The 19,916-nt window shown below is 43.0% G+C and carries 12 protein-coding genes; 6 read left to right on the forward strand and 6 right to left on the reverse strand.

Going from position 1 to position 19,916, the window contains the following annotated elements; genetic code table 11:
• Positions 1 to 386: 386 nt before the first annotated feature.
• From HMPREF2794_RS13420 to HMPREF2794_RS13445, 6 genes are all read left to right on the forward strand, one after another.
• Positions 387 to 2,588 carry a GH92 family glycosyl hydrolase gene (locus tag HMPREF2794_RS13420; protein ID WP_055268568.1) on the forward strand — a complete coding sequence of 734 codons (2,202 nt, stop codon included), beginning with the start codon at positions 387 to 389 and terminating at the stop codon, positions 2,586 to 2,588.
• A 17-nt stretch (positions 2,589 to 2,605) separates the two neighbouring features.
• Positions 2,606 to 3,160 (forward strand): RNA polymerase sigma-70 factor, encoded by a 555-nt coding sequence (locus HMPREF2794_RS13425; protein WP_010536613.1) that lies wholly within the window; start codon positions 2,606 to 2,608, stop codon positions 3,158 to 3,160.
• A gap of 37 nt (positions 3,161 to 3,197) precedes the next feature.
• The gene (locus tag HMPREF2794_RS13430; RefSeq protein ID WP_029425290.1) at positions 3,198 to 4,208 is read left to right on the forward strand and encodes a FecR family protein; all 1,011 of its coding nucleotides are present in this window, start codon (positions 3,198 to 3,200) and stop codon (positions 4,206 to 4,208) included.
• A gap of 29 nt (positions 4,209 to 4,237) precedes the next feature.
• Positions 4,238 to 6,514 carry a GH92 family glycosyl hydrolase gene (locus tag HMPREF2794_RS13435; protein WP_070751680.1) on the forward strand — a complete coding sequence of 759 codons (2,277 nt, stop codon included), beginning with the start codon at positions 4,238 to 4,240 and terminating at the stop codon, positions 6,512 to 6,514.
• A 31-nt stretch (positions 6,515 to 6,545) separates the two neighbouring features.
• Positions 6,546 to 8,813 carry a GH92 family glycosyl hydrolase gene (locus tag HMPREF2794_RS13440; RefSeq protein WP_055268567.1) on the forward strand — a complete coding sequence of 756 codons (2,268 nt, stop codon included), beginning with the start codon at positions 6,546 to 6,548 and terminating at the stop codon, positions 8,811 to 8,813.
• A gap of 171 nt (positions 8,814 to 8,984) precedes the next feature.
• A complete protein-coding gene (locus tag HMPREF2794_RS13445; RefSeq protein WP_010536609.1) occupies positions 8,985 to 9,419 on the forward strand; it encodes a DUF6078 family protein in 435 nt (144 codons plus the stop codon).
• A gap of 270 nt (positions 9,420 to 9,689) precedes the next feature.
• On the opposite strand, the gene HMPREF2794_RS13450 is transcribed toward HMPREF2794_RS13445, so the two are convergent.
• From HMPREF2794_RS13450 to HMPREF2794_RS13475, 6 genes are all read right to left on the reverse strand, one after another.
• The gene (locus tag HMPREF2794_RS13450; RefSeq protein WP_010536608.1) at positions 9,690 to 11,024 is read right to left on the reverse strand and encodes a DUF4989 domain-containing protein; all 1,335 of its coding nucleotides are present in this window, start codon (positions 11,022 to 11,024) and stop codon (positions 9,690 to 9,692) included.
• 81 nt (positions 11,025 to 11,105) lie between these two features.
• Entirely contained in the window at positions 11,106 to 12,533 is a 1,428-nt protein-coding gene (locus HMPREF2794_RS13455) for a BT_3987 domain-containing protein (RefSeq protein ID WP_070751665.1), read from the reverse strand.
• Between the two features lie 33 nt (positions 12,534 to 12,566).
• Positions 12,567 to 13,721: a DUF1735 and LamG domain-containing protein gene (locus tag HMPREF2794_RS13460; RefSeq protein ID WP_022301982.1), complete on the reverse strand. Its 1,155-nt coding sequence runs from the start codon at positions 13,719 to 13,721 to the stop codon at positions 12,567 to 12,569.
• 8 nt (positions 13,722 to 13,729) lie between these two features.
• Positions 13,730 to 14,806, reverse strand: a complete 1,077-nt coding sequence (locus HMPREF2794_RS13465) for a glycoside hydrolase family 18 (RefSeq protein WP_010536605.1) — start codon at positions 14,804 to 14,806, stop codon at positions 13,730 to 13,732.
• A 24-nt stretch (positions 14,807 to 14,830) separates the two neighbouring features.
• A complete protein-coding gene (locus HMPREF2794_RS13470; RefSeq protein WP_070751666.1) occupies positions 14,831 to 16,444 on the reverse strand; it encodes a RagB/SusD family nutrient uptake outer membrane protein in 1,614 nt (537 codons plus the stop codon).
• A gap of 16 nt (positions 16,445 to 16,460) precedes the next feature.
• Positions 16,461 to 19,844: a SusC/RagA family TonB-linked outer membrane protein gene (locus tag HMPREF2794_RS13475; RefSeq protein ID WP_070751681.1), complete on the reverse strand. Its 3,384-nt coding sequence runs from the start codon at positions 19,842 to 19,844 to the stop codon at positions 16,461 to 16,463.
• Positions 19,845 to 19,916: the final 72 nt, after the last annotated feature.

Consider the following 19,916-nt stretch of genomic DNA (forward strand, 5'->3'; position numbering starts at 1 on the left):
AATCCTTAATTTATAATTTAATTCATTTCCGTACAGTATGGAGCTCAAACCGGGGTTTCGGACTGCCCCTCCATCCTTTTTTCCTGACACGTCACCTTTACCTGTACTTTTGCCACCGATGAAGATATCGTCCGCCACCGATGAGGACACCCTTCGCCACCGATGAGAACACCCTTCGCCACCGATGAGGACACCCCTCGCCACCGATGAAGACACCCTTCGGAACCGGGGAATTGCAAAGCCGTCCACACCCCATCCATTCCCCACCAAAAATATTTGTGATATAAGTCCAATTATCACGAATATTTCTTACCTTTGTAAACAGATTAATTATTTTTCTTATCCTTCAAATAATAAAATAAGTAATCACCAATACCCGTAGACCGATGAAAACACCTATTTACCTACTTCTAATCGTTTGTATTTTTGCATCCTGCAACACCAAACAGACACAAGCTGAAATTGATTACACATCGTATGTAAATCCTTTTATTGGCACCGATTTTACAGGAAACACGTATCCCGGCGCACAAGCCCCCTTTGGCATGGTACAGCTTAGCCCGGATAACGGACTTCCGGGATGGGACCGCATCTCCGGATATTTCTATCCGGACAGCACAATCGCCGGATTCAGTCACACACACCTTTCCGGAACAGGTGCCGGAGACTTGTATGATATTTCTTTCATGCCGGTCACACTCCCCTATAAAGAGGCGGAAGCACCGCTAGGCATCTACTCCAAATTCTCACACGATGACGAAAGTGCCTATGCAGGCTATTATCAGGTACGCCTGAAAGACTATAATATCAATGTAGAACTGACTGCAACCGAGCGTTGCGGCATTCAACGCTACACCTTCCCTAAGGCTGAAGCAGCCATTCTCCTGAATCTGAAGAAAGCGATGAACTGGGACTTCACGAACGATTCCCATATTGAAGTAGTCGACTCCGTCACTATTCAGGGATACCGTTATTCCGACGGTTGGGCACGCGACCAGCGAATCTATTTCCGCACCCGTTTCTCCAAACCTTTTGATAAGTTCGCTCTGGATACAACCGCCATTATCAAGGAGAATAAACGCATCGGTACAGCCACCATCGCCCGTTTTGACTTCAAGACAGAAGAAGGAGAACAAATTCTGGTCAACACAGCCATCTCCGGCGTCAGTATGGAGGGGGCGGCCAAAAACTTACAAGCCGAAGTACCCGAAAATGACTTCGACAAATATCTGGCAGAGACTAAAGCCAACTGGAACCGCCAACTCGGTAAGATTACAGTAAAAGGTGATAACGAAAACGACAAAGTAAATTTCTACACCGCCCTCTACCACTCTATGATTGCACCGACCATCTACAGCGACGTAGACGGAGCCTATTACGGTCCCGACAAAAAGGTACACCAGAGCGATGGTTGGGTAAATTACAGTACTTTCTCTCTTTGGGATACTTATCGTGCCGCCCATCCTCTTTTCACTTATACAGAACCGGAACGTGTCAATGACATGGTAAAATCCTTCATTGCCTTCTTTGAGCAGAACGGACGCCTGCCCGTATGGAACTTCTACGGCAGCGAAACAGACATGATGATTGGTTACCACGCTGTCCCTGTCATCGTTGACGCTTACCTGAAAGGGATAGGTGATTTTGACGCAGATAAGGCATTGGCAGCTTGCGTGGCAACAGCCAATCTGGATAATTACCGGGGAATCGGCCTTTACAAAAAGCTGGGATACATTCCTTACAATGTGACCGATCATTACAATGCAGAGAACTGGTCACTGTCCAAAACTCTGGAATATGCATTTGACGATTACTGCATCGCCGAAATGGCCAATAAGATGGGTAAAAAAGAGATAGCCGACGAATTCTACAAACGCTCGCAGAACTACAAAAACGTTTACAACCCCGCAACTTCGTTCATGCAACCTCGTGATGACAAAGGAAACTTTATCAAAGACTTCAAAGCCGACGAATACACTCCGCATATCTGCGAAAGTAACGGTTGGCAATATTTCTGGTCCGTACAACATGACGTAGACGGCTTGATTGAGCTCGTAGGAGGTAAAAACCGCTTTGCAGAGAAGTTGGACAGTATGTTTACTTATCATCCGGCAGAGGACGACAAACTTCCGATATTTAGCACGGGAATGATCGGACAGTATGCTCACGGCAATGAGCCCAGCCATCATGTCATCTATCTTTTCAATGCCATAGGACATCAGAACCGTACACAGGAATACATCGCCAAAGTGATGAACGAACTTTACAAGAATGAGCCTGCCGGCCTTTGCGGAAACGAAGATTGCGGACAAATGTCCGCCTGGTATGTGTTCAGCGCAATGGGATTCTATCCTGTCAATCCGGTCAGCGGAAAGTACGAAATCGGTACTCCCCTATTCCCGGAAATGAAACTGCATCTGGCAAACGGAAAGACATTTACAGTGCTTGCTCCCAAAGTGAGCAAGGAGAACATCTACATTCAATCGATCAAAGTAGACGGTCAGCCGTACGATAAGACCTACCTTACTCATGAACAGATTATGAACGGAGCTACTGTCGAATTTGAAATGAGTAAGACTCGCTCCTAAACTAATCTACCGAAAGAATGAATGAAAACTTTGACTTAACCTACAAAGCTCTATTCCGCAGGTACTACCCCAGCCTGATATTCTACGCCACCCGACTGGTAGGAGAAGAAGAGGCGGAGGATGTGGTACAGGATGTGTTTGTAGAGCTTTGGAAACGAAAAGACAGCATAGAGATAGGAGAGCAGATTCAGGCTTTCCTCTATCGTGCTGTCTATACACGTGCCCTTAACGTATTGAAACATCGTAATGTGGAAGATGGCTATTGCGCTGCCATGGAAGAGATTAATCAAAGGCGTGCTGAGTTTTATCAGCCGGACAATAACGAAGTGATTCGCAAAATCGAAGACCGGGAATTGAGGAAAGAGATTCACGATGCGATCAATGAGTTGCCGGACAAGTGCAAAGAAGTTTTCAAACTCAGCTATCTGCATGATATGAAAAACAAGGAGATAGCCGACATATTGGGAGTTTCACTTCGCACGGTAGAGGCACATATGTATAAAGCATTAAAGTTCCTGCGGAATCGTCTCGGACATCTTTGGTTCATTCTCCTCTTATTTTTATTGGAATAAAGTTAAGTGTTTTTGGGGTTTCAGTTGTATTACTTATATGAAGGAAAAGAAAATGAGAAATCTGAGCGAAGAAATAATAGACAAATATCTGACAGGAAAGTGCTCGCAGGAGGAGTTGATCGAGGTAAATGCCTGGATGAATGAATCAGAAGAGAACGCCTGCCAGTTGTTCCGCATGGAAGAAGTGTTCCATCTGGGCAAGTTCGATACTTATGCCGACGAACAAAGAATGGCTAATGCGGAAAAAAGGCTTTATAGAAAACTGGAGCAAGAGAAAAAAAAGAAAGACAAAGTGCTGTATATGCATCGTTGGATGAAATATGCAGCCATTATCGTTGTTGCTTTATTAATGGGCGGAGGAGCCGGATACTGGTTCTACAACCAGACGGAACATCAGATGCTCGTGGCCGTTGCCAATGAAGGTATCGTGAAAGAAGTTGTCTTACCGGACGGAACCAAAGTCTGGCTGAACAATGCCGCCACTTTGAAGTACCCGCGCGAGTTCTCCGAAAAAGAACGTAATGTATATCTGGACGGAGAAGCCTATTTCGAAGTAACCAAGAACCGCCATAAGCCATTCACGGTAGAAAGCGATGCCATGCGCGTACGTGTATTGGGAACCACTTTCAACTTCAAGTGCGACAAACGTTGCCGGATAGCAGAAGCGACATTGATCGAGGGAGAAATTGAAGTGAAAGGCAACAAGGACGAAGGACAAATCGTTCTCGCACCCGGTCAACGCGCCGAACTGAACAGAAACAGCGGACGGCTGACTGTGAAGCAAGTCGACGCAAAACTGGATGCTGTATGGCGTGACAATCTGATACCATTCAACAAAGCAAATATCTTTACCATCACCAAGGCACTGGAGCGTTTTTATGACGTGAAAATCATTCTATCTCCCGATATCCGGTCGGACAAAACCTATTCCGGTGTATTGAAGAAGAAGGCAACCATTGAATCGGTGTTGAAATCCTTGCAGAATTCTATACCCATTGAATATAAAATCGTAGGAAACAATATCTTTATCTCTTCTGATAAGAAATGAGTCCTGCCAAACTTAAATTAATTAATACCATGAAATTAAGAACACTTCTGATAGGATGTTTCGGAGGATTTATAATGCTCAACTCCTGCACAGAATCCCCCAGTGTAAAAGATTATAGTGCTTATGTCAATCCCTTCATAGGCACCGGCGGACACGGACATACTTTTCCGGGAGCCGTAGTTCCGCATGGTATGATCCAGCCGAGTCCGGACACCCGGATTGATGGCTGGGATGCTTGCTCCGGTTATTATTACGACGACAACACGATCAACGGATTTTCGCACACTCACGTCAGCGGCACCGGCTGCTGTGACTACGGAGACGTACTACTGATGCCGACTGTCGGCAATCCGCAGTATCTGACGACCGATCCGGAAAGTCAGAAACTTGCCTACGCCTCCGGCTTTTCTCACGAGAATGAGACAGCGGAACCCGGATATTACTCCGTTTTCCTTGACACCTATCAGGTAAAGGCGGAGATCACTGCTACGCAACGCGGTGCCATCCACCGCTACACTTTCCCCGAAAGTGCCGAATCCGGATTTATCATCGATCTGGATTACAGCCTGCAACGGCAAACAAACTACGAGATGGAAATCGAAGTGATCAGTGACACTGAGATTTGCGGACACAAGAAGACAACTTATTGGGCTTTCGACCAGTACATTAATTTCTACGCCAAGTTCTCCAAGCCCTTTGCATATACCCTCATCACTGACTCCGTCACAATGGACAACAGCAAACGTCTGCCTGTATGCAAAGCATTGCTGCACTTCAATACGAAAAAAGGGGAAGAAGTATTGGTTAAAGTCGGAGTATCCGCTGTCGATATTGCCGGTGCGCGCAAGAATGTAGAATCCGAAATACCCGAATGGGACTTCGATAAGGTACGCAAAGACGCCCGTACTGCCTGGAACAATTACCTGTCTAAAATAGACATCACCACTTCCGACAAAGAAGATAAAACAATATTCTACACCGCTCTGTATCATACGGCCATCAGCCCGAATCTGTTTATGGATGCAGACGGACGTTATCTCGGCATGGACCTTGAAGTACATCAGGGTGATACCATCAATCCTCTGTATACTACCTTCTCTTTGTGGGATACTTTCCGCGCACTGCACCCGTTGATGACCATCATTGACCCGAATCTGAATAATCAGTTCATCAATTCACTGATAAAGAAACATCAGGAAGGCGGGATATATCCGATGTGGGATTTAGCTTCCAACTACACAGGAACGATGATCGGATATCATGCAGTCCCGGTCATAGTGGATGCCTATATGAAAGGTTATCGCAACTTTGATGCTCCCGAAGCATACAAAGCCAGTCTGAGGGCAGCCGAATATGACACCACAGGCATCAAATGCCCCGATTTGGTATTGCCTCATCTGATGCCCAAAGCGAAGTATTACAAGAATGCAATCGGTTACATTCCTTGCGACCGTGAAAACGAGTCCGTAGCCAAAGCACTGGAATATGCTTACGACGACTGGTGCATCTCCATCTTTGCCGAGGCAATGAATGATTTCGAGAATAAAGCCAAATATGAACGCTTTGCCAAAGCTTACGAATTCTATTTCGACAAATCGACTCGCTTCATGCGTGGATTGGATTCAAAAGGTGAATGGCGCACTCCGTTCAATCCGCGTGCCTCCACTCACCGGAGTGATGACTATTGCGAAGGAACTGCCTGGCAATGGACATGGTTTGTTCCTCATGATGTGGACGGACTTGTCAACCTGATGGGAGGTGAAGATGCCTTTGTTGAAAAGCTGGACTCTCTGTTTACGGTAGAGTCAAGCCTCGAAGGCGAAACGACTTCGGCAGATATCAGCGGGCTCATCGGCCAATATGCGCACGGCAATGAACCGAGTCATCACGTCATCCATTTATATAACTACGTGAATCGCCCGTGGAGAACGCAGGAACTGGTAGACAGCGTGTACAAAAGCCAATATGCAAATAGCGTAGACGGACTTTCCGGCAATGAGGATTGCGGGCAAATGTCTGCATGGTATATACTCAACTCTATGGGATTCTATCAGGTATGCCCGGGCAAACCGGTATATTCTATCGGACGTCCGGCCTTCGACAAGGCCGTCATCAATCTGCCGGGAGAAAAGACGTTCAGCATTGTAGTAAAGAACAATGCAAAGACCCATAAATATATTGAAAGCGTTCTGTTGAACGGCAAGCCGCTGGATACGCCTTTCTTCAATCATCAGGATATTACAGCAGGTGGAGTGATGGAAATCAAGATGACTGACCGACCGACAAAATGGGGAGTCAGCAAGTAGTTATCAGCAGCCAATCATTAAAACAAATACCATGAAAAAACTATTATTAGTAGCATGTGTACTCAGTTGTACACTCTTAGCCAAAGCAAAAGACTGGACACAGTATGTCAATCCGCTGATGGGCTCTCAGTCTACTTTTGAGTTATCAACAGGTAATACCTATCCGGCTATTGCCCGCCCCTGGGGAATGAACTTCTGGACTCCGCAGACCGGAAAGATGGGTGATGGCTGGCAATATACCTATACTGCCAATAAGATACGCGGCTTCAAGCAGACACATCAGCCCAGTCCGTGGATCAACGATTATGGCCAGTTCTCCATTATGCCGATAGTAGGCAAGCCGGTGTTTGACGAAGAGAAACGCGCAAGCTGGTTTGCACACAAAGGAGAAGTTGCAACCCCTTATTACTACAAAGTATATCTGGCAGAACACGATATAGTCACCGAAATGGCACCTACGGAACGTGCCGTACTTTTCCGTTTCACATTTCCGGAGAATGATCACTCTTATGTTGTTGTAGATGCTTTCGACAAAGGTTCTTACATCAAGATCATTCCCGAAGAGAACAAGATTATCGGCTACACGACCCGTAACAGCGGCGGCGTTCCCGAAAACTTCAAGAACTATTTTATCATTGAGTTCGACAAGCCGTTTACCTATAAAGCAACAGTAGAGAATGGAAATCTGCAAGAGAATGCGGCAGAACAGACTACCAATCATGCCGGAGCCATCATCGGATTCAAAACCCGAAAAGGAGAACAGGTGCATGCACGCATCGCCTCTTCGTTCATCAGTTTTGAACAGGCTGCCGCCAATATGAACGAATTAGGCAAAGACAACCTGGAGCAACTCGCCCAAAAAGGAAAAGATGCATGGAATCAGGTGCTGGGTAAAATAGAAGTAGAAGGCGGCAATCTGGATCAGTATCGCACATTCTATTCTTGCCTGTATCGCTCGCTGCTTTTCCCGCGCAAATTCTATGAACTGGACGCGAACGGTCAGCCTGTCCACTACAGCCCGTACAACGGACAAGTACTCCCGGGATATATGTTTACCGATACCGGTTTTTGGGATACATTCCGCTGCCTCTTCCCGCTGTTGAACCTGATGTATCCGTCGGTCAACAAGGAGATGCAGGAGGGACTTATCAATACTTATAAAGAAAGCGGTTTCTTCCCCGAATGGGCAAGTCCGGGACACAGAGGTTGCATGGTAGGGAACAATTCTGCCTCTATTCTGGTAGATGCTTATATGAAGGGAGTGAAAGTAGATGATATCAAGACGCTATATGAAGGGCTGATTCACGGAACAGAGAACGTGCATCCGGAAGTCTCTTCTACCGGACGTTTGGGATACGAATATTATAATAAGCTGGGATATGTACCCTACGATGTAAAAATCAACGAGAACGCTGCCCGTACGCTGGAGTATGCATACGACGACTGGTGCATCTACCAGTTGGCAAAGGAGTTGAAACGTCCGAAGAAAGAAATCAATCTGTTTGCCAAACGTGCCATGAATTACAAGAATCTCTTCGATAAAGAATCCAAGCTAATGCGTGGACGCAACGAAGACGGCACGTTCCAGTCTCCTTTCTCGCCTCTGAAATGGGGAGATGCCTTCACGGAAGGAAATAGCTGGCATTATACCTGGTCCGTTTTCCACGATCCTCAAGGGCTGATAGACTTAATGGGTGGAAAAGAAATGTTTGTCACTATGATGGACTCTGTTTTTGCCGTACCACCTATCTTCGATGACAGCTATTATGGACAGGTAATCCACGAAATTCGTGAAATGACAGTAATGAATATGGGTAACTATGCGCATGGTAATCAACCGATTCAGCACATGATTTATCTGTACGACTATGCTGGACAACCGTGGAAAGCCCAATACTGGCTCCGTCAGGTGATGGACAGAATGTATACTCCCGGACCCGACGGCTACTGTGGAGACGAAGACAACGGACAGACTTCTGCCTGGTATGTGTTCTCTGCTCTAGGTTTTTATCCCGTTTGCCCGGGAACAGACGAATATGTGATGGGAGCTCCTTTATTCAAAAAGGCTACGCTTCACTTCGAGAATGGCAACAGTCTGGTTATTAATGCGCCTAATAACAGCAAGGAGAATTTTTATATTGACTCTATGAGCTTCAATGGGGCTGATCACACCAAGAACTATTTACGACACGGAGATTTGTTCAAGGGAGGCACTATTGAGGTAAAAATGAGCAATCAACCGAATTTGAACAGGGGAACGAAAGAAGAGGATATGCCCTACTCTTTTTCTAAGGAGTAATCATCCACATCTATACGAAGTCTTTCTTCCTCCGGATGATGGTTTTCTCTCTTCTTCTGAACGACTTTATCCGGATAATGATAAAAACGATAGCCTGAAAGTAAAGTAATTTGCTTTCAGGCTATTTTTCGATTTCTATTCACTACTTTTGCAGGACAAACAACTATAATCATGAAAGAAGAAATTGACTTTACAAAAGTCCCTTATCAGTACGCTATGTGCCTCAACCGGAAATGTTCGAAAGCAAACACATGTTTAAGACAACTTACAGAACAAAGCGTGCCGGAAAAGATTGAATATTGGGATATCCTCAGTCCCAAACATCTCGCCGCTCTACAAGGAGATTGCCCTTACTATCGTTCTAACACCAAAGTGCGTTATGCAAAAGGATTCATCAAAATATTAGAAGCCCTGCCATACAAACAAATGCAAGCTGTCATATCACATCTAATGAGTTTTTTTGGCCGGAGAACCTACTACCGGGTCCGCAAAGGTGAACGTCTCCTTACCCCCTCCGAACAACAAAGAATATTGACCATTCTCAAGAATTGCGGAGTTACTCATCCACAGGACTTTGACGTATACGTTGAGGATTACGACTGGTGACCGGCAGTACTCCGAAACGGCACAACTGTTATCATAAGGAGACACAACCATCACACTACGATGACACAACAATGCCACCTTGGTGGCACAACCGTGCCAAGCTGTTGGCACAACAATGCCAACGTAGTGGCACGACTGTGCCAAGCCGTTGGCACAAGACTCCCCTTAGGAAGAGAGAGAGGCAGACATTATAGGTAAAAGAAAAAAGAGCCGGGCTTTCAGAATGAAATGTCCGGCTCTAAAATTAACTAATTTACTAATGACTCAATTTTACTGAGCGTTGTATATATATACCTCAGTGACATCAATGTATGAACTAAAGCCTGCTAATAATTCAACTTTGACATAACGAGCAGTTATAGACGAGAAGAATTCGAAATAATGATTACCTGCACGAGGAGCTTCCAGTACTCCCTGCGAAGTCCATGTTTCATTATCCAAAGAAGTTGAAATACGTACTTTCTTGGCAGCATACGTATAATAATAATCCATACCTAAAGCTAAGAAAGTCTGTGGAGACTTCATATCGATAACAAACCAGAATGGATTCGAACTATATACATCTGATCCGTAACTACCTCCATTACCATCAATCAAATAACTAGCGCTACCAGAGACACCGGAAGGTATTTCTGCTCCCCAACCATCTTTCGACAATTCAACCCAATTACTACCAATAGCAGACAAATATTTGAAGTTTCTAACTACTTTATCTACATTAAAGGTTAGGATATTCTCTTTGCTATTTACTTTCACAACGGGGTCCTCGCTTTCCACCGATGCAGCTACAACAAGAGTGTGAAACTCTGCTTCCGTTGTTGTCAGCAAGAAATCGTCAGTAATAGACCATGTAATCTCTGCTGACTCTAATTCACCGGCAGGTATAGTAATTTCAGCAGGAGTAACAGTAATTTTATTCATGAACTTTTCGTCCAAACCTGTAGTAGCCAACTTCACCTTTACATCTTTTCTTGCCGGTTTATCCAACTTCATTTTGAAAGCATAAGATATAGGATCAGTATTGACAATCGCCCCTTGAGAGAAAGCTCGCTCGAATGAAACGGTGTTTCCGTTCTCACCAACTACAGAGCATGAAGCGATATATGCTTCCTTTTCTATCACAATTTTAGATTCTATCGACTCCGTTCCTATTTTATAACCTTCCACACTGGCTTTCACACCGAGCTCGTATGTTGCCGCATCATAATTGGATGCTGCAAAACTAAAATCTTCGTCCTTCAAGGTCACTGTGACAGATGCATCTGTTGAACCGGCAGGAAGAACCACCTTAGTATCACTGATTTCTACATTTTCCTTTGGAATATTAGTATTTATAACATCAAAAGTAACTGTGGCATCTTCCGGTGATGCAGCAAAATGGAATGTATAGGTTCTGGTTACAGGACCGTTCAGTTCTAAAGTACCATCAGATTTGTAAACAGCAGTCAACGTCGCTTTGGACGCTCCTTCCGCATCATTAATCGTTATAGCAGGCTGATTCACCGGATATTTCACCAAATCCACTACCTCATCATCCTGACAGCCAGCAAAAGTAACGAATGATCCTATTGCTAGAGATAAAAAGAGTTTATAATGTGCTTTCATATTCTTGTTTTTTATTTGTTTTATTTCTCCATAGCGACTATGTTACTAATCGCTATGGAAGCCATACAATTTCTACTTTATTTAAAGATCATCCGGATATTGGTATGGAGTCGGATCGTTCTTCTTGTAGAAGACTGTGGGGTCTTTTAATGGCGACCCATACAGAGTTTCGGCCCCATCCAAACGCCTAAAAATACTATAGTAATTATCAGGACTCGGAGCAAATCCCATGTACCAACCATATCCATTGTTCATCAGACTCCGAGCAGTTGATGGCGTCAAACTACTACCCCCTCCCAAATTAAATTCCATCGCTATACCTGCACATTGTTTTTTAGTCATATTCCCTATCGGATATGCACTACTTCCATAATTAGGCACAACAATATCAATCCACTCACTCGCATCTACACCATCGACAGTAGCCACACCGTACATTTGACCATACGCAAATACTGTTACCAGCTTATCAGGCATCGCTAATTTACTTTCATAACATAAACGAGCAGCAGCTGCCGTACTTGGAGTAGTAAGGGAAGGATTATTCAAATCCGGATAATTGGAATATTCATCATCGTAATTAACCCCATCCAAATTATAGGCTTTACAATATTGAGCAATTTCACGAGCGAAATCTTTAGCACCTTGATCTGAAAGTTGAGCTAAACCTGTTATATCATGATTACCAAGTAATCCTAACAGCACTTTTACGCCACGTCTACGAAGAGGCTGCAAAAAAGTTTCATTATTATCCAATAAATATTGTACGTTCGGATTACACTGTACACGCGGACGTCCAGCTTCAGAATCATAATTGATATTAGCTGCAAACAAGACAATAACATCCCATATAAGTTTTCCATTTTCCAACTGGAAAGAAAGAGTATTCAATGGGTTAACATCATTTACCTCGAAGAATAAGTAGCCTTTTACCGCATCTTCTCCTTTATAAGTATCACCGGCATTTCTCATGTCTTTCACCAGATAGATGCAGTGTTTCGCACTTTCATCTTTAATAGTAATATCACTACTCTGATCGCTGATGGCTACGGGAATAGCATAAGTCTTGTCATCCTGCAAACCTTCTCCTGCCCGGATAGTCATATCTACCTCAGCCGATTTAGCATTTGCATTCACCGTAAGCACTCCTTCGTTGGCAAACGTAACCAAGTCTTGCGGATACAATTCAAAATCTGTATTATGCGCTTTATTGTAAGTTTCCAAATAAGCAGCATCTATTTTCACTTTTGCCGATGTAGCCGTATTAGGGGTTTTGCTCAAGCCCATCTTTACTGTAGTAGCATAAATCTCACCGTGAAGTTCGACAACTTTAGATACTAAATTTGACTTTCCATCACGCAGATACGCATTATTTTCGTAAATGCCACTGTACGCCGACTCATCAATATTCTTTCCAACCTCAAGATCATCGGCACAAGAGGTCAAGAATGCAGTACAGTTCACAATCATGGCAGCTAACAAACCCGAAGTTATATATTTTATATTCATAATGAATTCTTGAATAAAAGGTTAAACCAACAATTAATTTATCTTAGGAAGCTCCACTTGTACCCAAGTAGGATCACCCGAACCTGTAATATCATTACCATGGCCAGTCTGATCGGTAATTACATTTCCGGCACCTTCATTAAACTTCCAGTAAGCAACCAGCCCTTCACTGGCAGGATCTACTTCATAAGGATTGGTAGCGATTTGCTCTGCAGTTCTTTGTACTGACCATACACGAACTTCTGAAATATCTCCCGGCAGCCAACGAGTATTATCCCATGCACGACCAATATAGCAACCACTATTTAGAGAAATATTGCCTGAAGCAGCTTCGTCTTTATAAACGGCAACACCATCCTTATAATAGATTCGCTCTTTTGTCGTATTATCATAAACAACAGCAATGTGTACCCACTCATTAACAGGCAAACCCGCAACGGTATTCGGACCCGGGAAGTTTCCTCCGGGAGCTACTACCTGAACCTGGTCACGTGGTCGGTCAGCATCACCTACACGTATAAGGAATTTACCTTCAATACCGAAAACAGAACTCAATGCATTATCACGGCCTGCAACCCAGTCCTCACTACGAACCAAAGCTTCAATAGTCACAGTAGAAAGACTGCTCACACTGCTCTTCCAGTTTATCGGGAAATAGATTTCTTTGATATTTGCCACTACATTGATAAGTGCAGCACCCTTAAATATGAAATAAGCAGTACGGGCACTTTCGAGCACCTCAATATTGGATGCATCTAAAATGGTAACAGGCAATACATATCGTTTTGACTTATCCAATTCATTGGTGTTTTTAAAGTCAATCACGATATTATCACTGGAGACGTCTCCCGCTTTAATAGTAGCAGTTTTATTAGGAATACTGTAAAAACGTGCATCCAGCGCAGTCGCATTATCATTATAAATCAGATTGTATGCTGCGGTCATAGCAGGGGCGGCATCAAAACTAATCTGAATATCCTGTTCTGCCGGTGATGCTATACGATAGCTTATTTCACGGGTAGCCTCTGTTATACTAGGCTTAATCAGCAAATCATCACAAACAGGAGTCGAGCTGACATAGAGTTTATTGTCATAATGATGCTCTTCATTGATATCTTCATTCTTACACCCACTCACTGTGACGGTTGTAAGAGCCAAAAACGCAAGACAATATTTATAGAGTTTCATTTCTATTCTTATTTATTTGGATTCATAATACGAATAACTTCACGCACATATCCATAAGTATTGTTATAATAATCATTATGGACATTCATAATAAAGATACCTTTCCGAGTGTAATTAGGGGATTCTTCTACCATCCACCGAGCTGCTCCCGGAGCTGCTACAAGCTTGTTGCCTTTTTCATCCACCGTACTCCAGTAACCTTTCACTTTATCTTTATCATCAGCCTGCGGCAATTCCACACAAACAATAAAGCGATCAACAGGAACAGGACTTACTCCACCTTCTGTACCACCAACTGCATCTATGCCTGCCTGAATAGCCAAATATGCTTTCAAAGCAAGATCATCAGCATTGGTTGAAGCAGCTGTTTTCAACATGATGAAGTCAAACTTGCTCAACATACTCATATTCTCCGGCACCAAATACTGTACGTTTCCGTAGAACACCAAAGTCTTGTCATCATGACTGCTTTGCCAGTTCATCACTTCACCAAAGAACTTCTGCTGACGGCCATTATATTCTTTCAAAGCTGCCTCCGGAAGACTCACCAACGAACGTCCTGTATAATCAGCAATAATACCATCAAAATTATATTTATCACAAAGTGCCAGCATCTCATTGGTACGTTCACCAATATACTGAAGAGCATCTTCTTCGGTCAATTCCGGTTCAGCTTTTACTTTCTCCTTCCATGCATTTTCAATGCTGGAGTAATCAATGCTGTAAATTGTACGGGTGCCTTTCTCACGTATCTTCACCATTTCTGCCTGAACTTCAGGGCTTACTTCCGGATTGTTCAGACAAATAAAATCAACGCTGTCCGGTACAACTGTCAGGCGTTCCGCCTGTTTGCCGGGTGAACCTTGGGGGTTCTCAAAAGAGACAAAAGTGAACTTATGTTCTTCAGACTTATATCTGTTCAAATCCTTCAGATAGTCAGCATACAATTGAGGATTCTGCTCTTCGAATGTAGGTGTATTCAGCTGGAGACTTTCCACATCTGTCCAATCACTACATGAAGTCATTGTCAGGGCTGATGCCAGAAACAGCAGAGCAGACAATCTATATTTCAGGTTATTTTTCATATATACTTTCCTTTAAGTTTAATATTATTTTTTAGTAGCCCACCATACATCCGTAGCCATATTGTCGGCACCGTGCAAGTAGTTGGCAATAGCATATTCTACATTTGCCTTATTGCTGACAAACTCATCCAACGGATAAGGCATACGACGTGCACCCTTCTCTGAATCAACTACGCCACCGCTCTTGTTTTCCTTCACCGGAATCAGTTTCGGATAGCCGGTACGACGGAAATCTGCCCAAGCTTCATTACCCAATTGCCAGTTAGCAATCCATTTCTGTACGATAATGCGTTCTTGTTTTTCTTCTTTGTCGGCACTATCATTCCATTTAATAGTAACATTAGAGAGGGCATTCTGATAGGTGTTCGTTCCTGCCGGATCAGTATAGGCAGTCGGTTTATTGACATCATCCTTCAGATAATCTTCTGCACCGTCCGCACCCCACTGTTCAAAAGACAAACGGATACCTTGATTGTAGAATGATTCAGCTGTACCACCCATATTGAAATTGAAAACAGCTTGTCCTTCAGCACGCAAGAAAGCCACTTCGGCTGCATTCATCCAATAAAGCGGAGATGTAGGAGCTATATTCACACCGGAATATTTATGTCCGACTGTCTTCAACTCAGGAATCACAATACCTCGGCGCATTCCTACATAGTCGTATCCTGCCCATTCGGATTTAGTGAAGAACTTTTCACGTCTGTTATCCTTGTAACCGTTCATATAGCAGATGATATCGGCTGCAGCATGTGTATCACCACCTGTCAGACAGGCAACTCCACCATGATCGGAAGTCTGCACCTGATTATAGCGGGTAGCTACATATATAGGATTTTGTGAAGTCTCGAAGTAGTTCCATGTTGCATTGTCTGCATTAGATTCGATGACACCTCCGTTTGCCGGTTTTACAGCTTCTTCTGCCATCTGCTGAGCTTTCACGGGGTTGGCATAAGCTATACGGATAGCCAGACGCAGCTTCAATGAATTGGCAAACTTGATCCATTTCTTGACATCACCTTTGTATATATAGTCAGCTGTAGGAACGAGCTGTTCGTTAGGATGCTCATTGAGCGTAGCAATAGCCGCATTCAATTCTTCGAAAAATGTATCATAAGTCACTTCCTGAGAATCATAAGGGGTGGCAATCTCACCATTCGCACCTATCTGAGAATAAGGAATCGGACCAAAAGCATCAGTCACGCGATGCATAGCTGCTACCTTTATCACTTGTGCAATAGCGTATGGCACCGGGTCGTTTGTATTCTGTGATACAAGCTTCACTTGTGTCAGGTTAGAGTATAATGTCGGAATAATCTTATCACTTTTCAGAAATACACGGCTCCAGTCATCTTTCGGATTAAAGTTTGAGATGCTTTCTGTAAAACCGGCATTAGAATCAGCAAAATATCCGCCTAAAGGTCCACCCAACAAGCAGTCTGTAAACTGGGCCGTATTTACGTCCGGCGATACCACACAACCTGCCAGGTTATTCATAGCCGATCCTAAAGCATATCCATCCGCTGACAAATCAGGAGCTTCATATGGGTTGGAATTGATATTCTCATAGTTACCGATACACGAAGACAGTGCAAGGGTAAGAAATCCAAATACTATTTTATTTATTATATTTTTCATACCTATCTTGATTTATTTAGAATTTAAAGCTCAGATTAAAGCCAATATTACGCAATGAAGGCATCATAAAGTAGTCAATTCCCTGATAGAAGTTATCAGTAGACGCTACACTTTCAGGATCGAAAGGAGCTTTGTTGTAAATCATCCAAAGATTACGTCCGATCAATGAAACTTTGATATCACACACATTGCCCAACCATTTTCTCGGAATAGTATAACCGATAGAGGCTTCTTGCAAACGAATATTAGTAGCCGAATAAATATAATACTGAGGAACCGCTGTACCACCAGCTACAACAGAATACCAGCCTTCCGGATTTACACGGTCATTTCCGTTTACTGATACATAGCCTTTGTCACGCGCTGCAGCAGATGCCTCCGATACTCCGAAGTTATCCAGAACGGCTTGTGTACGGGAGAATACAACTCCACCCAGACGAGCTGAAACCAAGAAAGCCACATTGATGTTCTTCCAGCTGAAATTGTTGCGCCATGCCAAGTTTCCTTTCGGCAATACACTACCTAACTTGATGTAATTATTAGCTTCCAGACTTTCTGTTACAACACTGTTATTCTCATCGATATAAACAGCTCCATTGGCATCTCTCTTCAAATCCATCAAGGAATAAATGTCACCCATACTTCCACCTTCTTTCAGGATAAAACGGGTACTACCCAGACCACCCATATTCAAAGAAGAAATAGAGAATTTTTCATGAGTGATAGGATTAATGGCATTATCGGCCAAAGTCAGAATCTTGTTCTTATTCATTGAATAAGTAACTCCTGTATTCCATGTAAAGTCTTTCCACGTATTATTGTAGTTCAACGCTAATTCAAGACCTTGATTGCGAACGGCACCCGTCTGAATGTAGATACGGGCATATTCACCTACCGGCAACTCAGGATTGAATGTCTGATTCATTGTCTTAGCGTTATAATAAGTAACATCGAGTTCGAAGTTCTTCAAGAAACGCATATTCATACCTACTTCAAAAGAATTGGTACGTTCCGGTTTCAAATCGTATACCGGGAAGTCAGTCAAATTACTCCACTGACCGATACTGGTATTCCATGCGAAAAGAGGATTAGCTATATATCTTTCAAAAGCTGTACCTACAGAAGCAAAAGAACCACGTATTTTCCAATAAGACAAATAATCCTTATTCAATTTTGGCATCAATTCTGACAGAACGACAGACATACCCACTGAAGGATAAAAGAATGATTTATTGACTGAGTTACGGCCTGCCAACTGTGAAGGCCAGTCATTACGACCAGTCAAAGTCAAATAGTAAGTACTTTGGTAACCAACTTCAGCAGATGCATAGATAGACTGAGTCTGTTCGCGCCAGCCCGACTGCATTTTGCTTGTTTTAGTCGTACTCAGGTTCTGAATATAGAAACCGTTTGTCAATCCGGCTTTTTCACCGGCAAAGGTTTTTGAATCATCAGCAATAGGTCCGCGTACAGCAATTTCATCATATCGCATATCAGTAAACGATCCACCCACATTAGCCTGCAAAGACCATTTCTCACCGAAAGTCTTGTTTACACTTACCAAGAAGTCTGCATACAGCTGCTTTTCATAGCTTCTGGAAATACCATAAAGACCACGATCAGACAATTCTGTCAACTGAGTATTTGTACTGGCATACGCTTTTTCCGTATAATCATTATTAGAATTATCCAGTCGAACGCGTCCGGAAACATTCAGCCAGTCAAGAATCTGATAATTCAGGCTTGCACCCAACATATAACGGTCTTTCTTATTTTCGCGCAAGTTACGGTAGTTCACCCAGTAAGGATTTTGCATCGTCATATTACCATCGCCTGTCGGCCAGTACTGAGTATAAATTTTACGTGCAACGTCATAGCGTTCATACATCTTTATATCTTCCCAGTCATTGCCGCGAGGGAACAAGTAAGCTCCTACCAACGGATTGTTGTAAGTACCCTGATTCACCATGTTGCGGTCTTTCTGCAAAATGTAGCTGGCATTTACATCCAGTGTCATCTTATCATCGAGGAATGAAGTAGTATTACGCACGTTGAAATTATAACGGTCGTATTTGTTATTAGGAACAATACCTTTTGAATTAACAGCTGCAGCCGAAGCATAAGTCTGGTTCTTTTCCGAACCGGTAGAGAAAGACACACTTTCCGTACCTATAACACCTGTCTGAAAATAATCATCACGAGGACTATATCCGAAATATCTGGCTTCTGTCAGTTTAGGCCCCCAGCTACGACTGGAGTTATCATCTTTTACTCCCCCAATACCTGTACCATAACGAGTCTGAAAACGAGGCATCACAAGAGGAGAATTAAACTCAACATTACTGTTCACGGTAATGTTCACACGGCCTTCTTTTCCTTTCTTAGTAGTAATGATAATCGCACCATTAGCTGCATCAGAACCGTAAAGCGCAGCGGCTGCCGCACCAGTCAACACTGACATTGATTCAATATCTTCCGGGTTGATGTCAGCAATCGGCTCCGTATTTCCTTTAGAAGAAAATTCCGTTCCATTCACTTTATTAGCATTGGAGTACATCGGAACACCATCTACTACATATAATGCATTGGAAGACTGCATGATAGATTTTGTACCACGCATTACAACCTTAGACACACCACCTACTCCCGACGAAGAAGCATTGATGTTGACACCTGCTACTTTACCACTCAATGAGTTAATAAAGTTAGGATCCTTATTGGTAGTTACCGCATCGGCATTAACCTGTTGTACATTGTACGACAGAGCTTTTTCCGAACGTTTAATACCCAAAGCCGTAACCACAACTTCTTCCAAAACCTGAGCATCTTCCTTTAAGGTAATATTAATAGCAGTCTTTCCTGCTACAGCCTTTTCCTGAGTTTGATACCCGACATAAGAAAACTGCAAAACAGCATTAGAACCTGTAACGACTAATGTATAATTACCATCAAAATCTGTAATAGTACCATTAGTTGTTCCTTTTTCCAGTACAGAAACACCAATCAGCGGTTCGTTATTTGCATCCACCACCTTACCTGTTACTTTCTGTTGTTGCTGTGCCGATTTTGTCGCAGGTGATGTGTTTGCTTTCGACAAATAAACGACATTGTCATCAATTTTGTAAACGATGTCTTTCCCCTTCAAAGCCTTATCCAGCACTTCTACCAGAGAAACATCTTTAACATTCAATGATTCTATACGCATTGAAGCTAAATTGTCATCATAAAAAAACTGATACTTAGATTGAGACTGGATTTGCTTAATCACAGTTCCTAAAGAAGAATTGGAGATCCTAATTGTTAACTGTGCTATTGCAGATTGTGCCGGAAGGGCAAATAGCATCAAGATCAACAATGCCCGAAAAATCTTCGAGCCTCTACACGAGTCATTGATTCTCATACATTTGAATTTAAGATTAAACATTAGTTTTTATATAAAAATTAGAATCGATATTTTATATATTATTTTCGA

The organism is Bacteroides sp. HMSC067B03 (assembly GCF_001811315.1).
In the GTDB taxonomy this organism is placed as follows: Bacteria; Bacteroidota; Bacteroidia; order Bacteroidales; family Bacteroidaceae; genus Bacteroides; species Bacteroides faecis.

What these genes read in the sequence shown, in the direction of transcription:
- HMPREF2794_RS13435 (WP_070751680.1), top strand. Translation starts at nt 4,238, where the DNA reads ATGAAATTAAGAACACTTCTGATAGGATGTTTCGGAGGATTTATAATG.
- HMPREF2794_RS13445 (WP_010536609.1), top strand. Translation starts at nt 8,985, where the DNA reads ATGAAAGAAGAAATTGACTTTACAAAAGTCCCTTATCAGTACGCTATG.
- HMPREF2794_RS13460 (WP_022301982.1), bottom strand. Translation starts at nt 13,721, where the DNA reads ATGAAACTCTATAAATATTGTCTTGCGTTTTTGGCTCTTACAACCGTC.
- HMPREF2794_RS13430 (WP_029425290.1), top strand. Translation starts at nt 3,198, where the DNA reads ATGAAGGAAAAGAAAATGAGAAATCTGAGCGAAGAAATAATAGACAAA.
- HMPREF2794_RS13440 (WP_055268567.1), top strand. Translation starts at nt 6,546, where the DNA reads ATGAAAAAACTATTATTAGTAGCATGTGTACTCAGTTGTACACTCTTA.
- HMPREF2794_RS13475 (WP_070751681.1), bottom strand. Translation starts at nt 19,844, where the DNA reads ATGAGAATCAATGACTCGTGTAGAGGCTCGAAGATTTTTCGGGCATTG.
- HMPREF2794_RS13450 (WP_010536608.1), bottom strand. Translation starts at nt 11,024, where the DNA reads ATGAAAGCACATTATAAACTCTTTTTATCTCTAGCAATAGGATCATTC.
- HMPREF2794_RS13425 (WP_010536613.1), top strand. Translation starts at nt 2,606, where the DNA reads ATGAATGAAAACTTTGACTTAACCTACAAAGCTCTATTCCGCAGGTAC.
- HMPREF2794_RS13455 (WP_070751665.1), bottom strand. Translation starts at nt 12,533, where the DNA reads ATGAATATAAAATATATAACTTCGGGTTTGTTAGCTGCCATGATTGTG.
- HMPREF2794_RS13420 (WP_055268568.1), top strand. Translation starts at nt 387, where the DNA reads ATGAAAACACCTATTTACCTACTTCTAATCGTTTGTATTTTTGCATCC.
- HMPREF2794_RS13470 (WP_070751666.1), bottom strand. Translation starts at nt 16,444, where the DNA reads ATGAAAAATATAATAAATAAAATAGTATTTGGATTTCTTACCCTTGCA.
- HMPREF2794_RS13465 (WP_010536605.1), bottom strand. Translation starts at nt 14,806, where the DNA reads ATGAAAAATAACCTGAAATATAGATTGTCTGCTCTGCTGTTTCTGGCA.